This window comes from Rhodococcus sp. MSC1_016, from assembly GCF_023667485.2.
GTDB lineage: Bacteria > Actinomycetota > Actinomycetes > Mycobacteriales > Mycobacteriaceae > Rhodococcus_F > Rhodococcus_F oxybenzonivorans.
This window is the reverse complement of the sequence record NZ_JAMOZI020000001.1, coordinates 3,589,598-3,606,890: the sequence shown is the minus strand read 5'-3', so window position 1 is coordinate 3,606,890 and position 17,293 is coordinate 3,589,598. Positions and strand designations below refer to the sequence as shown.

Genomic DNA, 17,293 nt, shown 5'->3' with positions numbered 1-17,293 from the left:
ATGAAGTTCTATGCCAGCGCCCGCAGGCGTGGCGCAAGGTCACGCTCGAAGAGCTGCAGAAAGCGCTTCTGGTCATGTCCAGGCGCATGGAATACCAGGTGATTGAGTCCGGCATCGACGTACTGCCGGATCTGCTCGACCGCGTAGTCGGGGTCCGACGCAACGATCCACCGCTTGGTGACCTGTTCGATGGGCAGGGCATCAGCTGCCGCTTCCATCTCGATCGGATCATCGATGCTGTGCTTCTGCTCTGCAGTCAGCGATAGGGGTGCCCAGAACCGGGTATTCTCGCGTGCAAGCGCCGGATCGGTGTCGTAAGAGAGCTTGATCTCGATCATCCGATCGATCGAATCGGACGCGCGATCCGCCTTCTGCGCCCCTTCCGCCACGGCCGGCAGCAGCTTTTCGGTATAAAGATCCATCCCTTTGCCTGATGTGCAGATAAACCCTTCCCCGGCTCGGCCTGCATACCGCGCTACCAAGGGTCCGCCGGCCGCGATGTACACGGGGATGCCCCCTTTGGGAACGTCGTAAATCGATGCTCCCTTCGCCCTGTAGTAGACGCCGTTGAAGTCGACACGCTCCCCAGTCCACAGGGCTCGCATCAGGTCAACCGACTCGCGGAGGCGGGCGAACCGCTCTTTGAATTCCGGCCAGTCATCTTGAAATCCGGTGGCGATCTCGTTGAGCGCTTCACCTGTGCCCACGCCGAGCATGATCCGGTCGGGGTAGAGGCAGCCCATGGTCGCGAAGGCCTGCGCGATCACGGCGGGGTTGTATCGAAAGGTAGGGGTCAGAACCGAAGTACCCAGCTGGACTCGCTTCGTGCGCTCGCCAACCGCGGTCATCCAGGCGATAGAGAAGGGCGCATGTCCGCCGGTATGGCGCCACGGCTGGAAATGGTCGGAGACGGTGACACTGTCCAGGCCGTGGTCTTCGGCCGCCACACCCAACTCGACCAGTTCTCTGGGTCCAAACTGCTCTGCAGATGCTTTGAGGCCAAGCTTCAGGTCCATGTTTCTCCTTAGGTCACCAATCGGCGGGGCATTGCATCATCACGCATTCGCACCGTGCACCGGGTTGGGCACGCCGCTTCAGCGCACCCAGTTTCGGGGTCACTCGACGCAGGTTGTGACGTGCGACATACGCTAACACGGCGATGACCAAGCGCATGCTTGGGTGATGGCTGGGAACTTGGAAGCGGCCGGGGTGCGAGGGCGCTCATGCTCAACCCTGCAGGAGGAGGTGCGCAACAGTGCGTCTCCGTGTGCACTTTGCCCACCTCGGTCACGTCTGCGCGCGGGTCGATACCTGCGCCGTCGGGCTGGGGTCTCGAGCCGTCGGCGCGCGAAGATCGCGGGCTAGCGCTACCTGAATGCTTTGGCAAGTGAAACCCCCTGCCGAATAGTCGAGTTCGGGGCATCAGGGGTCCTGACGTGGGCTGTCGGTCGTGCGGCGGTCCGACTGTGGTCTCGTCTCGCGGGATCATCAGGGCGACCTCCAGTACGCCCACAATCTCGAAGCCTGGGATGCTGATCTCGGGAGTGGAAGTCGGACCCTAACAGGCCGGAAGGTCTGAGGAGGCGAATCGAAATGGCTCCGAGGTTCCGCTTGACAGTTGTGACATGCCTCATAAAGATGGATGTAGCAAGCGCATGCTTGGGCATCGCGCAAGCACGCCAAGTAGGAGTACTAAGACCCCACGCTTCCTGAGAAGTCATCGCGTGCCAGTGGCACCAGGCATGCGTGAACCCGACGGGTGATCGCACCCTGTGTCCGCACATGTCCATCCACGCACGTCGCGAAGTGAGAGAACGGCATCGACCGATCCGGTCGACACCGACATAGCGAGAAAGGAATATTCACCATGGGACGGGTAGCTGGCAAGGTCGCGTTCATCACCGGAGCCGCACGTGGTCAGGGCAGATCCCACGCGTTGCGGCTGGCGGAGGAGGGCGCGGACATCATTGCACTGGACATTCTCGAAGACGTGGAGACCGTGCCCTACGAAAGTGCCTCCCCTGAAGATCTCGACGAGACAGTCGCCCTGGTGGAGAAGACCGGCCGGCGGATAGTTGCACAGAAGGTCGACGTTCGCGATCAAGCAGCCGTGTCCGAGGCTGTTCGCCAAGGAGTCGCTGAGCTCGGCCGTTTGGACGTCGTTGTGGCCAACGCAGGGATCTTCGGAACTCCGGCGAAAATCTGGGAAATGACCGACGAGTTGTGGCAGACCACCATCGACGTCAATCTGACGGGAGTCTTCCACACCGTGAAGGCGACGGTCCCGTACCTCTTAGAGCAAGCCGAGGGCGGCTCGATCATCACCAGTTCCGCAGCCGGCCTCAAAGGCGTACCGAACTACGGAAGCTACTCCGCGTCCAAACACGGTGTACTCGGCCTCGCACGTTCACTCGCCATGGAACTCGCCGAGCACAATATCCGAGTCAATACCGTGCATCCCGGAAATGTCGACACCAAGATGATCATCAACGACACCACCTTCAAGGTCTTCGCGCCGGACAAAGAGCATCCCACGAAGGATGATGTCCGAGAAAGCTTCATGTCGACTCTGATGATGCCGATTCCCTGGCTGGATGCGACCGATATCTCGAATGCCGTGCTGTGGCTCGCATCGGACGAGTCGCGCTACGTGACCGGTGTGGCCCTGCCCGTCGACGCTGGAATGTCGGCGAAGTAGCAACACCGACTTCAGGTGTCGGGGTTCCGGCTCGCGGCCGCGCCTGCTCACCCTCGTGCGGCGACCTTGTGAAGTCGACCGTTGGCGCCCGTGCTCCACGGGACCGACCGCACGGCTGACCTGGGCTTCACCGACCAACTATTACTCGAAGGCCGTCGCGAATTTTCAGCCTGTCATTCACGCAGGTTGGACCTCTTCCAGTCGACGACTTCGCAAACTAACGTTTCCGTTCCGTTTTGGCGCATTCGCGCACCACTGAGGAGGACTTGCATGAGACTGCGGAAAGCCGTCGTTACGGCGTCAGCGCTTGTGATGTTGTTGAGCGCAGCCGGATGTGGTGGTTCCGGTGGTGACGAGGCTACGGCGGCAACTGGCACGTGCACCCCCGAGCGAATCGGTGGATCGGTTACGCAAGGAACGCTGCTGTCGCCGCGTGGACTCGACCCCGTAGGTCAACCCGGTGCTGCCGGTAGCGGAGGCACAGAAATCCAGGCACTATTCGACAGCCTGATCACGTACAACGCCGAAACGCAAACGTACGAACCGCAGGTCGCGCAAGCTTTGGACTCCAACGCAGAGCACACCGTGTGGACGATGAAGCTCCGTGACGGGGTGAAGTTCGGCAACGGTGACGCTCTCACAGCCGACGATGTCAAGCGAAGTATCGAGCGCCACCAATCGCCGAGCAATACCCAAGTGTCTCGTGGCGAAGCGCTGACGATCGCCTCTATGGACGTCGTCGACCCGCAGACGATTCGCTTCACACTCGACGGCCCATATCCGAGCTTCCCACACGTTCTCGCGACCGACGTCGGCATGGTGACCAATCCACGAATCGTCGACGCGATGGGGCCTGATCAGTTCGCACTCAACCCCCAAGGTGCGGGAGTCGGTCCTTACGAGCTTGTGCGGTACACGCCAGGTGAGGAGATCGTCATGGCCGCGAAGAGCGACTATTGGGGCGGGCCTGTGTGTATCGGGACGCTGAGGTTCATCAGCATCTCGGGCGCCGATGCCACCTTGGATGCACTCCGTACTGGTGAGCTCGACGTCGCTCTTCTCCGTGAACCTCCCGCAATTGATGAAGCGCGAGCGGAGGGAATGGAAAGCTTGCCCACCCTTTACAACTATGGCGAGGGCGTCGTTATGAACTCGGCGTCGAACCGGCCCACCGCCGACGTTCGGCTTCGCAAAGCGATCACTGCGGCAATAGATCCCGAGGCCATCAACAACCGCGTCTTCAATGGCACGGCATTGGCCACCTCGGCGCTGATTCAGGAGTCGACTCCTGGTCTGTATTCCGGGGAGGAGGGGCCCGCGTACGACCCCGACGCGGCCAAGCGGCTCGTCGACGAGGTCAAGAGTTCAGGGTGGAACGGGTCCATTCGACTGCTGGCGGATAACAGTCCAATCCGGGTCAATGAAGCGATTGCAGTCAAGGCTCTTCTCGAGAACGTGGGCATTGCGGTCGAGTTGAACACCGACATGTCCTTGGCGGAGGTTTTGGGAAGGGTTGCTTCCGACCGTGACTACGACCTTGTCATTTGGGGGCCCAACTACACCAATGAGGGCCTGTGGGCTCTGATGAATCGTCAGCTGAACAGTCAGAGCAAATCCAATTACTACGGATACGCCGACGATCGGATGGATGCAGCGTTGGCAGACCTCCGTGCCGCGGACACGGTCGACAAGCAGAAGGAAATCGTCGGCCGCATGCAGACAATCCTCAATGACTCTCCGGTTATTGCCAATTTCGCCGCCTACGAGGAAGACAACATTCATTCCCATAGCGTCGGTGGACTGCTCCTGACACGGGGGAGCGTGCTCCGTTACGACAAGGCTTTCGTCACAGGTTCATAGGAGTCACGCGACTGGAGGAGGTCTGTCATGTTCCACAGGGTTGCCACTGTGCTCCTGAGAATTATTCCTGTCCTGATCGTTGTAAGCGTGAGTACGGCGGTTCTGATCGAACTCGTTCCTGGAGACCCGGCAGTTGCCGTCGTCGGCGCCGAAGGGACCCCTGAGCAGTACGCCGCAGTTCGGGAAAACCTCGGTCTCGATCGCCCGTGGTTCGCGCGCTACCTGGACTGGCTGAATGGACTTCTACACGGAGACCTGGGTAAGACGCTGGTGCCACCCATCCAGGATGTCTCGACCCTGATCGCTACGCGTCTTCCCGTGACGTTGGAGATCGCTGTGTTGTCGGTTCTTCTTGCGCTGGCGATTTCGATACCGGTAGGAACATGGTCGGCATACCGGTACGGTCGTGCATTCGATCGGGTTGCGTCGGGGCTGTCCTTTGCGTTGATCTCGGTACCGAGCTTCCTGCTGGCGCTGATCCTGATCTATTTCGCGGTCTTTCGTCCCGAGGCGGTGAAGGGGCTCATACTTGCGGCCTGTGTGATCGCTACCGTTGTTCTGGCAGCGACGACGGTCGGCAGGCGGGGTGCACAATTGACCGCACAGGGACGCCGCGGCATCCGGATATTCGCACTGGGCGTGTTCGTGGTCGGTTTCGTCCTTGCGGTCTTCTTACCGGACTTTCCACGACAAGGGTTCGCTCGGATCGGTGAAGACGGTCTGGCCGAGAATCTCCGCACAATTTTCCTCCCGGTTCTCGTGCTGGGGCTCGCCGAAAGCGCTCAGCTCACGCGCCTGCTCCGCAGCGACATGGCGACCACTCTCAATGACGACTTCGTACTGGCGTCGCGCGCACAAGGGATGCCAGTACGGCACATTCTGGTCAAGGAGGCGCTCCGACCGTCGACCTTCTCATTGGTCACTGTCGCCGGCATCAGTTTCGGCAGGTTGCTCGGCGGCACAGTCATCGTCGAGACGATCTTCCGCCTCCCGGGCATGGGCACATTGATCGTCGAAAGCGTGGCGAAAAAGGAGTTCATGGTGTTGCAGGCCGCAGTGCTCGTCGTTGCCGCCCTCTACGTGCTTGTGAATGCCCTGGTCGACATTTCGTACCTGTACCTGGATCCGAGGACCCGCCATGTCCGTGTCTGAACGCATAGAAGAGCCGACCCGAGATGACGAACGATACTCGGCCGTTACGACACTTTCTCCGGTGCATCCGGAACGTCGCAGTCCATCTATCAAAGTCTGGGTTCGACATCTTGGACTGTGGTTGAGCGTCGGATGGCTCGCTGTGGAGGTCATCGTCGCTCTCCTCGCAGACTTCCTCCCACTCGCCGAGGGCCGAAACCCGTCGTTGACCTTGGATGCTCCGATCCTTCAGCCCCCTCAAATCCTCTCTGGACATCCGCTCGGCACCGACCGCCAAGGACTGGACATCTTGAGTGGGGTGATCTACGGAGCGCGCACCTCCCTGGTCGTCGGCTTCGGAGCCGTACTCCTTGGAGTAGTGGTCGGCGGCGTCCTCGGTCTGACCGCGGGGTACTACCGGGGCAAGGTGGACGCTGCGCTCAATTTCCTCAACGATGCGCTACTCGCCTTTCCTCCGTTGATTCTCCTGCTCGCGCTCTCTTCGGTTGTTCGACCGAACATGAAGAACGTCACGCTGGTTCTCGGAGTGCTCGCTATCCCGGCGTTCTTCCGCCTGACGCGTGCCAACACGATGGCCTACTCCCAGAGGAATTTCGTACTCGCGGCGCGGGCGCTCGGTGCGCGGAGTTCACGGATTCTTGCACGCGAATTGACCCCGAACGTCTTGGCTTCGACCCTTGCGTACGCGTTCGTCGTCGTCGCCGTTCTCATCGTTGCCGAGTCCTCTTTGAGTTTCCTCGGATTGAGTATCCAGCGGCCCGAACCGACATGGGGCAACATGATCGCCTCCGGCCAGAACGACCTCGAGAAACATCCCCATTTGGTGTTCGTGCCTGGCGTTGTCCTTTTTCTGACAGTGCTCTCGCTCAACCGAATCGGCGACTGGGCGCAGCGACGTTGGGACCCACGATCACGGAAACTCTAGATTCCTGCGACGAGTGCGGAGAGCGGCTATGAGTAGAAATGCGCTACTGGAAGTGCGAGATCTGACGACCCGGTTCGACACCCCGAAGGGTTCTGTGTGCGCTGTGAACGGAGTGTCTTTCGCTCTCGAGAGGGGTGCGGCTCTCGGCATCGTGGGTGAGTCCGGTTCAGGAAAGTCAGTGCTCGTGCGGACCATCATGAATCTGCTTCCCCAGAATGCCTCTGTGTCATCCGAGTCGCGGGTGTTCTATGACGGTTGTGATGTCGCAACCATGACACCGGAGGAGAAGCGACACCTGTGGGGTCCACGAATCAGCATGATCTTCCAGGACCCTATGACTGCGCTCAACCCCGTTCGAAAAATCGGCGCTCAAATCGCAGACCCACAGCGTTACCACCTACACCGAACGAAGCGGCAGGCTTGGGATAATGCGGCTGACCTACTCGCCCAGGTGGGGATTTCGGATCCGCGGCGAAGACTGGATCAGTATCCGCACGAGCTTTCAGGCGGCATGCGGCAACGTGTCATGATCGCAATTGCAATTGGTTGTGAGCCGGATCTGCTCATTGCAGACGAGCCGACCACGGCACTGGACGTGACCGTTCAACGGCAGATCCTGGACTTGCTGACCGAGATCCAACGGGATCGGGACATGGGAATGCTCCTTATTACTCATGATCTGGGCGTGGTCGCTCAGCACACAGGCCACGTTGCCGTCATGTACGCCGGCAGTTTCGTCGAATCAGCGCCAACCGGCACACTCTTCCGGAACATGCGGCATCGCTATACCTCCGCGTTGTTCCGATCCACCCCCCACGCCGGGACGGTGCCACATTCCAGGTTGCATTCGATCGCGGGACGTCCACCCGACCTGGTGAATCCGCCATCAGGCTGCCGATTCGCTCCTCGCTGCGAGCACACCGTTAACGACTGCGTAGTTCCACCGTCCTACCTCTCGGTGGGTGACGCTCATCGTCTGGCATGCCACAACCCAAACACAACACAGGTTCCCCGCGATGAAGGAATTGTGCGATGACGACTACAGAAACGTCTCCTACACCGACTGCGGAGGTTTTACTGGAGGTCAGCGGGCTCGAAGTTGACTTCCGGTCCGGACGATCGGACGTCGTGCGCGCTGTCGCAGGGGTCAGCTTCGACGTCCGCCGTGGCGAGACCCTCGGAATCGTCGGAGAGTCCGGGTGCGGAAAGTCGACGACGGCGCGAGCGATTCTCCAACTACCGAGGCCGACCGGAGGGACTGTCCGCTTCGACGGCCGTGACCTCACCACATTGTCGGACAAGGAGATGCGATCTGTACGACGACGGCTCCAGGTGATCCTGCAGGATCCGATCGCGTCACTCAACCCGCGCCGGAAAGTGCGCGACATAGTCGCCGAGGGCCTCGCCATCTGGGGATTAGCAGACAGGGACGAGCGGGTGCACCGCGCGATGGAAGCAGTCGGGCTTGATCCGGACGCGACCGGTGACAGGCTGCCAGGGGAGTTCTCAGGCGGACAGTGCCAGCGCATCAGCATCGCGCGGGCCCTCGCACTCGAACCCGAGATGATCATCTGTGATGAACCGGTATCGGCGCTCGATGTCTCGGTCCAAGCTCAGATCGTGAACCTCCTCGAGGATCTCAAGGATCAATATGGACTCACTCTCATCTTCGTCTCCCACGATTTGAGTGTCATACGCATTGTCAGCGACCGAGTCATGGTCATGTATCTCGGCAAGGTGTGCGAGATCGGACCGGCAGCCGAACTATTCGCCGATCCCAAACATCCCTATACAAAGATGCTCCTTGACGCTCTGCCAGTTCCCGACCCCGAGGTCACGACCGAAGCGGCTGCACCGGTCGGAGAGATGCCGTCGGTAATCTCACCGCCATCCGGCTGCCGATTCCGTACAAGGTGCCTCCGTGCCACCACGTACTGCGCGGAAGTGGAGCCACTAGCCACCGAGATCGGTGAACACCGATACGTGTCGTGTCACTTTCCGTTGAGCTGACAGTCGCCTGCCGACTGCTTTCCACCTACCCAAGCAATGCCCTGAGATGCTGCAGCGTTTCCAGAGTGGCGTCCTTGGCTGCAGTCGGCAGCCAGAACACGACTCGGTCCACCCCCATGTTCCGGTACCTGTCGAGCGCGTTCGTGTGTGGGCAGGCGTTGAACAAGGTGACCGAGGGGCGAGGCCGGCCAGCTGCGTCGGCTCGCCGCCGCAACTCGCCGACCCGCCAACCAAGTTCAGCTTCAAACTCCTCAACCTCCCCCGAGAGGGGATCGCCCACCTGATCGGTCCCTTCCCGGAACGGCATCCACCCGTCACCGTAGGAGATGACTCGCTTCAGTACTGTCGGGCCGCCACCTCCGACAAGTACGGGCGGACGGGGGCGCTGTACGGGCTTCGGCCACGACCACATGGGCGCGAAGTGCACATGCTGTCCCTGGTACGACGCTTCCTTCTGCTGCCAGATCGCGCTCATGGCTTCGACCCGCTCACGAATCAAACTGAACCTAGTTGACGGTTCCGTACCGTGGTTGCGCATCTCCTCGTCATTCCAGCCGGCGCCCACACCCAGGATTACGCGCCCGGCCGACAGTTGGTCGATGGACGCGATCTGTTTCGCCAGGATGATCGGGTCACGCTGGGCTACCAGGCACACTGCGGTGCCGACCTTGATTCGGGTCGTCGCCGCGGCGGCCGCTGTCATGGCAACGACCGGATCCATCGTTGTTCGGTAATACTCCGGGACATCGTGGCCTGAGTAGCCCGCAGCGCCGTCTCCGATCGGGACGTGCGTGTGATCCGGGAAGAATACCGACTCGAACCCGAACTGCTCGGCACTTGCCGCGAAATCGGTCGGAGTGATCGAGTCTGCGGAGGGAAACATTTGGACACCTGCGTGCATCACACGTCCTCCCATCGTTGCGGTCGAGTATCGTCGCGGATGTTCATCGGTTCGAGGAGGTGATGTGCCATGTCGCCGAACAGGTCGTTCCCCACTCGACGCTCACTGAAACGCCAGACGTCTCCCACCTTGACGAACCGATCGAGATAGTCGCCTGCAGTAATGGGATTGAGTGGTACCCCTGGCGGGTTCTGGACGACGAGCACGTAGGAGTGCGCACGAATCATGTCGGGACCGTCATCCTCGATGATGAGGTTCGTAGCGATGTGATGTGTCCTAGGGGTGCCGTTCGGGTAAATCCTGACGTAGCGTGCCCATAAGTCCGCCACAGCTCGCGCGTCGCGTCGAATGGCGAGACTTCCATCGATGTAGATGTCGGCGTGTGCGAATAGTTCCCCCATTTCAGGCAGCCGCCCAGCATCGAGCAGATAGGGGTACCGGTAGATCAGTTTCTGAATCTGTCGGTAGTCATCGAATTTCACGTGATCTCCTCGTCGCGGCCATATGTCGATGCGGGGCAGGCCCTTGCAGCTCAGACCGAGGTTCTCAGCTGATCGATACGCTCCCGCAGTGACGCCTTGGCGATCTTGCCGTTCGCCGTGACTGGGAGTGCTTCCAGAACGAGGACACGACGCGGGGCCTTGTAGTTCGACATGTTCGCTCGGGCCCATGCGACGATCTCCTCCTCAGTCGGATTCTCGCCTGCATGTGGAACTACAAACGCCCAGACGACCTCACCGAGAGCATCATCCGGCGCGCCGATCACTGCGGCTTGAGCGAGCTTCGGGTTGTGTAGGAGGAGGCTCTCGATCTCTGCCGGGTAGGCGTTGAAACCACCGACGATCAACATCTCCTTTGTCCGCCCGACAATCCGCAGATTGCCTTCATCGTCGAGTGAACCGACATCGCCGGTACTGAGCCAGCCATCCGAGGTGAATGCGTCGGAGGTGAGTTGCGGGGCGTCCCAGTACCCCTGCATCACTCCGTAGCCGCGAATCTGGATCTCGCCCTGCTCACCGGTGCGGGCCGGTGCGCCGTCGCTGTCCACCAGGCGGATCTCCATTCCGGAAACTACTCGGCCGGCCGAGCCCGCAACCACGGCCGTCGGGTCGCCCGGCCGGGTCATCGTCACCACCGAGCCTTCGATCAGGCCGTACGCGTTAGTGATTCGCTCGAACCCGAGTCGGTCCTGCAGTGCGATCACGAGTTCGTCCGGAACGCTCGCAGCGCCGACGATTGCCCAGCGGAGCGACGAGGTATCCCGTTGATCGAGTTCGGGATCCGAGAGAATTCGGCTGAAGAGGTTCGGCGGGCCTGCAAGAGTCGTCAGGCCGAGGTTCTCGACCATGTCGAGCGCTCGATCCGGATCGAAGACGGCGACAGGCACCATCGTCGCCAGGCGTTCGACGCACGCGATCATCCCGGCATTGATTCCGAAGCCATGCGCGAAGGGGCTGACCACCGCGAGTCGGTCACCTTTGCCGAGCCCACAGACTTCGGCCCAATCCCAGTAGGCTCGAAGTATCTGGCCACCGTTGAGCATGACGCCCTTCGGTTGGCCCGTCGTACCGGACGTCATGAGGATTTCGAAGATGTCGGTGGGTTCGACCGCCAGAGCACGCTTCTCCGCGGCCTCGAGCGCAACCGTGTCGTGCAGATCGAGGAACGCCTCCCACGAAAACGTGCCGGGAAGGTTCCTGTCACCCTGGAGCAACACGAGTGTATGCAGGTCGGCGAGATCGGCGAAGGGGGCGTCGGAGCTAGGGCCGCCCACGGCCGTAGCGAGTTGATCGACATACGAGGCACCGAGGAACTCGTCGATTGCGACGAGCACCCGGCATCCGGTTCGACGGAGAACTTCTGCGGTCTCGATCCCCTTTCCCCGCGTGCTGAGAGGAACGACCACAGCGCCGCAGTCCCAGATTCCGAAGGCGGTGACCACCCACTGCCAGCAGTTCGGTGCCCACACCGCGATTCGATCGCCTGCGACGACGCCTCGGGAGATGAGAGCTCGCGCGACCTGGGATGCCTGAGTTCGAATATCGGAAAGGCTGAGCGTGGTGTCCCCATCGACGACGGCAACACACTGAGGATGGGCGGTTGCACGCTGGCGGAGCATTCGGGGGAGGGTTCCCCACTCGGGGATTTCGTTCATGAGACGGTGTTCCCTTCGACTAAAACAAGCAATCGCTTGGTTAAGCATCAACCTTCTCACACCGTCAGGCTTGAGGGAAGTTCTTGCGTTGACGCAAATGCCGAAGGCCGCCACTCGACTGCAGTGACGGCCTTCGGTGCGACAGCCGGTTGGACACGCGGCTACGTTCAGGGTGTTCGTTGTCAGCCCGAGAACAAGGGCCGGTCTGGATTCGTCCAAGCGCTGCTAGGCTTCTCGAGGCCGCTCATTACCAATTTCAGGTACTGGTCGGCCAATTGATCCGCCGACAGGCGTCCGGATGGTGTAAACCATCGCACGGCGACCCATAAGGAGTCGCGCAGGAATCGGTATGTGATCGCGGTATCGAGGTCCTCTCGGAAGACCCCGGATGCCACTCCGTCGTCGAGAACCTTGGTCCAGATCCGCCTGACTTCGGCCTCGGACTCGGCGACGTACGCAAAGCGTGGAAATTGATTGAGATACCCGCGTTCGTTCTGGATTACCGTGATGGCGGCGCGGTGATCATCGAGCGAATTGAAAGCCGCCCTCACGAGGTGGCGGAGTGCGACCGCAGGTTCCGAATCCTTCTTGACGATCTCCTCGTACGTCGCCATGAGGCTGGTGAAGTACGCGGACAAGATCTCGTCGACGATCGCCTCTTTCGACTCGAAGTGGTGGTAGAGGCTCCCCGAGAGAACCCCCGCTGCGTCACCGATTTGGCGTACGGTCGTCGAGCGAAAGCCCTGCTCAGCGAAGAGGTCGGCCGCGATGTCCAGCAAAGCCTGGCGCCGCTGGGAGCTGGCTTCTCCCTGCTCCGTCCGTCGCCGTGTTCCGCGTCGCGGAATTGTCGCGGGTGCAGGCAGGGTGGTTCGCGATTTGGGTGCCATAGGTACAGTATGCATTACTTTCACCCAAGCGCTAGTTTGCTTGGTTCGCTGGTTTCCAGCGAATCAGTGTGGATGGGTCGCCGTCCCTCGGGGCGGACGAGGTGAACTCAGCGACCACTTCGAGGCCGACTGTCAAGTCGGATCCGTGTGTGTCTCGGGTCCAGCCGCCGGGCAGGAGTAGATTTTCGCCCGCGTCGAGTCGGACGAGCACCACCACGAACGGCACGGCGGTACCGGGGGAGAAGGCCCGATGCGTGACCGTCCACGTCACCACGGTTCCTGTGCCCTCGGTCGTGAACCATTCCCAGTCGAAGGAGCCGCACACGTTGCACAGAGCTCGGGGCGCCCATCGAAGTACGCCGCACGTGCACTGTTGGACCTGCAGTTGCTGTCGCTCCAAAGCCTGCCACCAGGTGGTCGAGTCGCGATCGCCGTACGAACCGGTCATCGGACACCTCTCAGAATCAGGGCCGAGGTGACACCGGAGACATAGCCGGGCTGGCCGGTGCACAGGGCGGTTCGAGCGTGTTCGACCTGGCGCGGTCCAGCCTCTCCACGCAGTTGCAGCACTGCTTCGGCGACATGATTGAGACCGTGCGCGTAGCCCTCGGACAAGTGTCCTCCGTGTGTGTTGACGGGCAGGCTCCCGCCGAAGGTCGTCTCGCCGGCGGCCACAAAAGCTGCTGCCTCGTTGCGCGGCGCGAGTTGGTAGTCCTCGAGCTGCATCAGTACCAGCGGTGTGAATGCGTCGTAGAGTTCGGCGATGTCGATGTCTTCCGGGCTGATACCTGCGCGTGCGTAGAGTCGTGGCGCCATCTCGCGGGCGGCGCTGGTCGAGAAGTCCGTTCTGCTGCCGGAGTAGAGGCTGTGGCCGCCGCCGGTGGAGGCGGCGCTGACCAGGACGGGGGTTCGACGCAGGTCGTGGGCCCTGGCCGCGGATGTTACGACAACAGCCACCGCGGTGTCCGTCTCGAGGCAGCAGTCGAACAAACGCAGCGGGTCACTGACCAGGGGAGAATTCAGGTACTGGTCCATCGTCAACGGTGTCGTCATCATCGCCAGGGGATTCAGCAATGCGTGCGACCTCTGGTTGATCGCGACGCGGCCGAGGTCTTCGGAGGTTGCGCCCGACCTCGTCAGGTACGAGCGTGCCACGAGCGCGAACTGTTGCGGTGGCGCGAGAAGTCCGTACGGGACCTGGTATTGAAACTCGACCAACGTCGGTGCGGAGCGGCCGGTGCCGCCCATCCGGAACTCGGAGCGGGCGTTCAATGCTCGCCAGACCACTACGACCTCGGCCTGGCCGCTGGTGACTGCCATGGCAGCGGCACCGACGGCGGCGGCCGACATGCTGCCTCCACCGACGAGGTCGAGGAGGACGTGGGGGTCGTCGACTCCGAGGCTATGGGCTACCGCAGACGCTGGGACGGCGTCGCCCACACTGTGGGTAATCAAGCCGTCGACATCGCCGAGTTCGAGGCCGGCGTCGTCGAGCGCCGCTGTGATGGCCCGAAGTCCCAGTTCGAGCGTGCTCACGCCCGAGTTCTTGTAGAACGGCGTCCGGCCGACGCCGGCAATCGCACTCTGATCACGCACTGTGGTTGCCTCGGGTATTTGTGCGGATGCTTCCCGTTTCACTCATCGTCACGTTAGACTCCATTTGAACTAGCGCTTGGTTTTTATGCAAGGCTAGGTTCGCAGGCGGGAGCTGTCAAAGGTTACTCGTCGGCATTGACCCCGCATGGGGTGGACTCGTACATTAATATTTGAGCAAGCAGTTGCTTGTTTTCGATGAAGGGACGAAGAGTGGCACGCGGCATCTATCTCCTCGAAGAGGTTTACTTCCACCCGATGAACTCCACGAACCCGCGGGAGTATCTTCAGTGGCTGGTCAACTACAAGAAGGAAGACGAACAGCGGACGGACTCCGATGCGGAGCTGACGCAGGGTTTGTCGGTCCGATCACGGGCGATCGACCTGGTCGGCGCGTTCTACGCGATCGGAATCACCGGACACGAACAGTTCAAGGCCGTCACATTGTGGGATTGCCACGGCGGGTGGGACGGTGGCTGGCGCCAGCAGCTGGACATCTACAACGGTGTGAAGCCGGAACTGTTCCTGTCCAGTATCGACAACCTTCGCCACAAGGCTTTCTCCCGCCCCATGGGTGCGGTGCGCGGCACGCCTGATCTGCAGGAACTGCGAGCGGAGCAGTACACGGCGCCATTTTTCCTGCACGAGATCGCTCAGGTTCGCCCCGGGGCAGCGCAGGACTATCTCGCTGCCGTGCGCGAGGAGCGGGCTCCGATTCTCGCCGACCACGGCCATCGACTCGTCGGGCTGTACGAGGTCATGCTCTCCGACACTGAGGTGGTTACCTTCTGGGGAACGGACATCGACAGTCATCTCGAGACGCAGCGCGCATACGACGCCGCAGTCGGACTCGATGCCGAAGCGACCGCAGACCCCAGGCTCGTCGAGTGGCGCAAGAGTGCACGACAGTATCTCGATGGGCCCTGGCGTGAGACGTTGCTGGCGCCGTTCCCAGGATCCGTTCTCGCCCCGAAGTAGGCCATCCCATTTCTGTGGTGAATGAAAGAAGGATCTGATGCGCTTCGTACTCGGTCTCCCGACCGATCAGGTCGACAGGCCCTCGGAGTTCCTCACCGCTGACGCCGTCGCTGACGTCGCGAGCGCTGCCGAGGAAGCGGGGTTCGATGCGGTGTCCGTCACCGACCACCCGTTCCCGCAAGACAAGTGGCTGTCACGGGGAGGTCACCAAGCCCTCGACCCGATGGTCGCACTCTCCTTTGCGGCCGCACGCACCACCCGGGTCCGGCTCCTGACGAATGTGTTCGTGCTCCCGTATCACAATCCGTTCCTTACGGCACGAGCGGTGGCGAGCCTCGATGTACTGTCCGGGGGGCGGGTCATCTTCGGAGCAGCGGTGGGATACCTCAGATCCGAGTTCGCCGCGTTGGGTTTGGCCTACGACGATCGAGGCGAGCGCACCGATCAAGCGCTGCGATTGATCAAGATGGCGTGGTCGGGGGAGTCGGTCACCGTCGAGGATCCTCCGTACTCGGTGGTCGAACACACGATGCGGCCCGCGCCTTTGCAGTCCCCGCATCCCCCGATCTGGTTCGGCGGGAACAGTAAACGCGCGATTCGTCGGGTCGTCGAGTTCGGACAAGGGTGGATGCCCATGCCGCAACCTGCCTCAGCAGCGAAGCTGACGAGAACGCCGGGACTGGAGACGATCGACGAACTGGCCGACCGTATTCAGTATCTCCGGTCCAGCGCTCTCGACGCCGGAAGGGGCCGCCCGGACGTGTGCTTTGTCCCGTTCGGGATGCGTATGACCGACAGCCCGGACCTCGACACGTTCGACCAGCTGAGCGAGGACGTCGGAACATATGCCGAGGCCGGTGTCGATTGGCTTTCAGTCCCCTTCGCGGGTACGGACCGAGACTCGCTGCTGAAGTCGATCGAAGAGTTCGGTGCACGTGTGATCGATCGATAAGTCCGTCGCGTTGTTCCTGCCCACATGAATTGTTGAGCGCCATCCTGGCGGCACTACGCCACGGCAGCGCAAGAAAGGTTGTCCACCATGAATGCTCCTGTCGAGCACCGACCGATGAAGTTTTCTGCCTTCCTGCTCTTTCACCGCGCCGATCAGAGGAACAGCATCAAGGAGGTGTACGACTACAACCTCCGGGTGGCCGACCTACTCGAAGAACTCGGGTTCGATGGAGTCTGGGTGTCCGAGCACCATTTCCGGGACTATGGAACCGTCCCCAGCATCTTCACCATGCTCGGCTACCTCGCGGCTCGAACCGAGAGGCTCCGCCTCGGCACCGGCGTGGTCGTGCTGCCCCTGCATAACCCGATCCATGTGGCCGAGCAGGCTGCCCAGCTGGACCTGCTGTCGAACGGACGACTCGATCTCGGCCTTGGCCGTGGATATCAGAGTATCGAATTCGATGGCTTCGGGATGAGTCTGGCGGAAGCCCGTGATCGCTTCGACGAGGGACTCGAAGTGATCACAGGACTGTGGACGAAGGACCCGTTCAAGCACGAAGGCCAGTTCTACCGCAGTGGCGAGGTTTCCCTCACACCCAAGCCGATTCAGAATCCGCACCCGCCGATCTACGTCGCGGCGGTAAGCCCCGAAACAGTTGAGCGGTACGCCCGGCGCGGGTTGCCGATCCTCGCGGATCCTGCGGCGCCGTTCAAGAAGATCCACAACGCAGCCGAGACGTGGCATCGGATCGCGGCGGAGTCCGGATATGACACCTCGGACACCGACCTCGTCGTGTCGCGGTCGGTGTGGCTCGCGCCGACCGTCGAACAGGCGAGGAAGGATCAAGCTGCGTTCGAGGCATCCTTCGATCGGTCGCGCATCTTCAACGAGAAGAGTGCCCCGATCGATTCGAAGACCGGTGAGGTCGCGAAGGGTTTCGAGTTCTGGGAAGGCCGCTACCTGAAGGGCGGCGAGGTCGGCAACGACTTCCGCTGGGAGCAACTCGAAGTCATCGGGGATCCCAAGCGGGTCATCGGCCAGGTCGCGATGTTGCAGGAATTCGGCTTCAACCACCTGATGTGCGATTTCGGCAGCACCCGGCACATGCCGTTTGACGAGATGGCGAAGGCGATCACGTTCTTCGCGAAGGAAGTCATTCCCGCGTTCCGCTGACACTGCCGT

16 protein-coding genes are annotated in these 17,293 nt (G+C 61.4%); 9 read left to right on the top strand and 7 right to left on the bottom strand.

Annotated elements, in window-relative coordinates; genetic code table 11:
• Positions 1-8: 8 nt before the first annotated feature.
• Positions 9-1,016 carry a glucose-6-phosphate dehydrogenase (coenzyme-F420) gene (gene fgd, locus L1080_RS16615; protein ID WP_250776112.1) on the bottom strand — a complete coding sequence of 336 codons (1,008 nt, stop codon included), beginning with the start codon at positions 1,014-1,016 and terminating at the stop codon, positions 9-11.
• Positions 1,017-1,867: 851 nt separating this feature from the next.
• On the opposite strand from fgd, the gene L1080_RS16610 reads away from it, so the two are divergent.
• From L1080_RS16610 to L1080_RS16585, 6 genes are all read left to right on the top strand, one after another.
• Complete coding sequence (locus L1080_RS16610) at positions 1,868-2,698, top strand: mycofactocin-coupled SDR family oxidoreductase (RefSeq protein ID WP_250776109.1); 831 nt, start codon at positions 1,868-1,870, stop codon at positions 2,696-2,698.
• Positions 2,699-2,968: 270 nt separating this feature from the next.
• Positions 2,969-4,558 (top strand): ABC transporter substrate-binding protein, encoded by a 1,590-nt coding sequence (locus L1080_RS16605; RefSeq protein ID WP_250776094.1) that lies wholly within the window; start codon positions 2,969-2,971, stop codon positions 4,556-4,558.
• 27 nt (positions 4,559-4,585) lie between these two features.
• Positions 4,586-5,710, top strand: a complete 1,125-nt coding sequence (locus tag L1080_RS16600) for an ABC transporter permease (RefSeq protein WP_284708725.1) — start codon at positions 4,586-4,588, stop codon at positions 5,708-5,710.
• A gap of 121 nt (positions 5,711-5,831) precedes the next feature.
• On the top strand, positions 5,832-6,635 hold the full coding sequence (locus L1080_RS16595) for an ABC transporter permease (RefSeq protein WP_250776088.1): 804 nt from the start codon (positions 5,832-5,834) through the stop codon (positions 6,633-6,635).
• A gap of 28 nt (positions 6,636-6,663) precedes the next feature.
• A complete protein-coding gene (locus tag L1080_RS16590) occupies positions 6,664-7,671 on the top strand; it encodes an ABC transporter ATP-binding protein (RefSeq protein WP_250776075.1) in 1,008 nt (335 codons plus the stop codon).
• On the top strand, positions 7,668-8,645 hold the full coding sequence (locus L1080_RS16585) for an ABC transporter ATP-binding protein (RefSeq protein ID WP_250776073.1): 978 nt from the start codon (positions 7,668-7,670) through the stop codon (positions 8,643-8,645). Before L1080_RS16590 ends, L1080_RS16585 begins: the two co-directional genes overlap by 4 nt.
• Before the next feature lie 25 nt (positions 8,646-8,670).
• Here L1080_RS16585 and L1080_RS16580 read toward each other — a convergent pair whose 3' ends face one another.
• From L1080_RS16580 to L1080_RS16555, 6 genes are all read right to left on the bottom strand, one after another.
• Entirely contained in the window at positions 8,671-9,528 is an 858-nt protein-coding gene (locus L1080_RS16580) for an LLM class F420-dependent oxidoreductase (RefSeq protein WP_250776061.1), read from the bottom strand.
• A 17-nt stretch (positions 9,529-9,545) separates the two neighbouring features.
• A complete protein-coding gene (locus tag L1080_RS16575) occupies positions 9,546-10,028 on the bottom strand; it encodes a nuclear transport factor 2 family protein (protein ID WP_250776058.1) in 483 nt (160 codons plus the stop codon).
• A gap of 50 nt (positions 10,029-10,078) precedes the next feature.
• Positions 10,079-11,701: an AMP-binding protein gene (locus L1080_RS16570; protein ID WP_250776056.1), complete on the bottom strand. Its 1,623-nt coding sequence runs from the start codon at positions 11,699-11,701 to the stop codon at positions 10,079-10,081.
• A gap of 182 nt (positions 11,702-11,883) precedes the next feature.
• Positions 11,884-12,588 (bottom strand): TetR/AcrR family transcriptional regulator, encoded by a 705-nt coding sequence (locus tag L1080_RS16565; protein WP_201453535.1) that lies wholly within the window; start codon positions 12,586-12,588, stop codon positions 11,884-11,886.
• 31 nt (positions 12,589-12,619) lie between these two features.
• Positions 12,620-13,036, bottom strand: coding sequence for a Zn-ribbon domain-containing OB-fold protein (locus L1080_RS16560; RefSeq protein WP_250776054.1), 417 nt, complete (start codon positions 13,034-13,036; stop codon positions 12,620-12,622).
• Positions 13,033-14,184 (bottom strand): thiolase C-terminal domain-containing protein, encoded by a 1,152-nt coding sequence (locus L1080_RS16555; RefSeq protein ID WP_159920625.1) that lies wholly within the window; start codon positions 14,182-14,184, stop codon positions 13,033-13,035. Before L1080_RS16555 ends, L1080_RS16560 begins: the two co-directional genes overlap by 4 nt.
• 210 nt (positions 14,185-14,394) lie before the next feature.
• Here L1080_RS16555 and L1080_RS16550 point away from each other — a divergent pair, with 210 nt between their 5' ends.
• The 3 genes from L1080_RS16550 to L1080_RS16540 all read left to right on the top strand — a co-directional run bounded on the left by L1080_RS16550 (position 14,395) and on the right by L1080_RS16540 (position 17,284).
• Positions 14,395-15,159: a hypothetical protein gene (locus tag L1080_RS16550; protein ID WP_005260868.1), complete on the top strand. Its 765-nt coding sequence runs from the start codon at positions 14,395-14,397 to the stop codon at positions 15,157-15,159.
• Between the two features lie 37 nt (positions 15,160-15,196).
• Positions 15,197-16,111, top strand: a complete 915-nt coding sequence (locus tag L1080_RS16545) for an LLM class F420-dependent oxidoreductase (protein ID WP_250776051.1) — start codon at positions 15,197-15,199, stop codon at positions 16,109-16,111.
• 87 nt (positions 16,112-16,198) lie between these two features.
• Complete coding sequence (locus L1080_RS16540) at positions 16,199-17,284, top strand: LLM class flavin-dependent oxidoreductase (RefSeq protein WP_159920628.1); 1,086 nt, start codon at positions 16,199-16,201, stop codon at positions 17,282-17,284.
• Positions 17,285-17,293 lie beyond the last annotated feature (9 nt).

Bases quoted from the DNA above. Each gene is read 5' to 3' on its own strand.
- fgd (WP_250776112.1), bottom strand. From the start codon at position 1,016: ATGGACCTGAAGCTTGGCCTCAAAGCATCTGCAGAGCAGTTTGGACCC.
- L1080_RS16610 (WP_250776109.1), top strand. From the start codon at position 1,868: ATGGGACGGGTAGCTGGCAAGGTCGCGTTCATCACCGGAGCCGCACGT.
- L1080_RS16605 (WP_250776094.1), top strand. From the start codon at position 2,969: ATGAGACTGCGGAAAGCCGTCGTTACGGCGTCAGCGCTTGTGATGTTG.
- L1080_RS16600 (WP_284708725.1), top strand. From the start codon at position 4,586: ATGTTCCACAGGGTTGCCACTGTGCTCCTGAGAATTATTCCTGTCCTG.
- L1080_RS16590 (WP_250776075.1), top strand. From the start codon at position 6,664: ATGAGTAGAAATGCGCTACTGGAAGTGCGAGATCTGACGACCCGGTTC.
- L1080_RS16585 (WP_250776073.1), top strand. From the start codon at position 7,668: ATGACGACTACAGAAACGTCTCCTACACCGACTGCGGAGGTTTTACTG.
- L1080_RS16580 (WP_250776061.1), bottom strand. From the start codon at position 9,528: ATGTTTCCCTCCGCAGACTCGATCACTCCGACCGATTTCGCGGCAAGT.
- L1080_RS16570 (WP_250776056.1), bottom strand. From the start codon at position 11,701: ATGAACGAAATCCCCGAGTGGGGAACCCTCCCCCGAATGCTCCGCCAG.
- L1080_RS16565 (WP_201453535.1), bottom strand. From the start codon at position 12,588: ATGGCACCCAAATCGCGAACCACCCTGCCTGCACCCGCGACAATTCCG.
- L1080_RS16560 (WP_250776054.1), bottom strand. From the start codon at position 13,036: ATGACCGGTTCGTACGGCGATCGCGACTCGACCACCTGGTGGCAGGCT.
- L1080_RS16545 (WP_250776051.1), top strand. From the start codon at position 15,197: ATGCGCTTCGTACTCGGTCTCCCGACCGATCAGGTCGACAGGCCCTCG.
- L1080_RS16540 (WP_159920628.1), top strand. From the start codon at position 16,199: ATGAATGCTCCTGTCGAGCACCGACCGATGAAGTTTTCTGCCTTCCTG.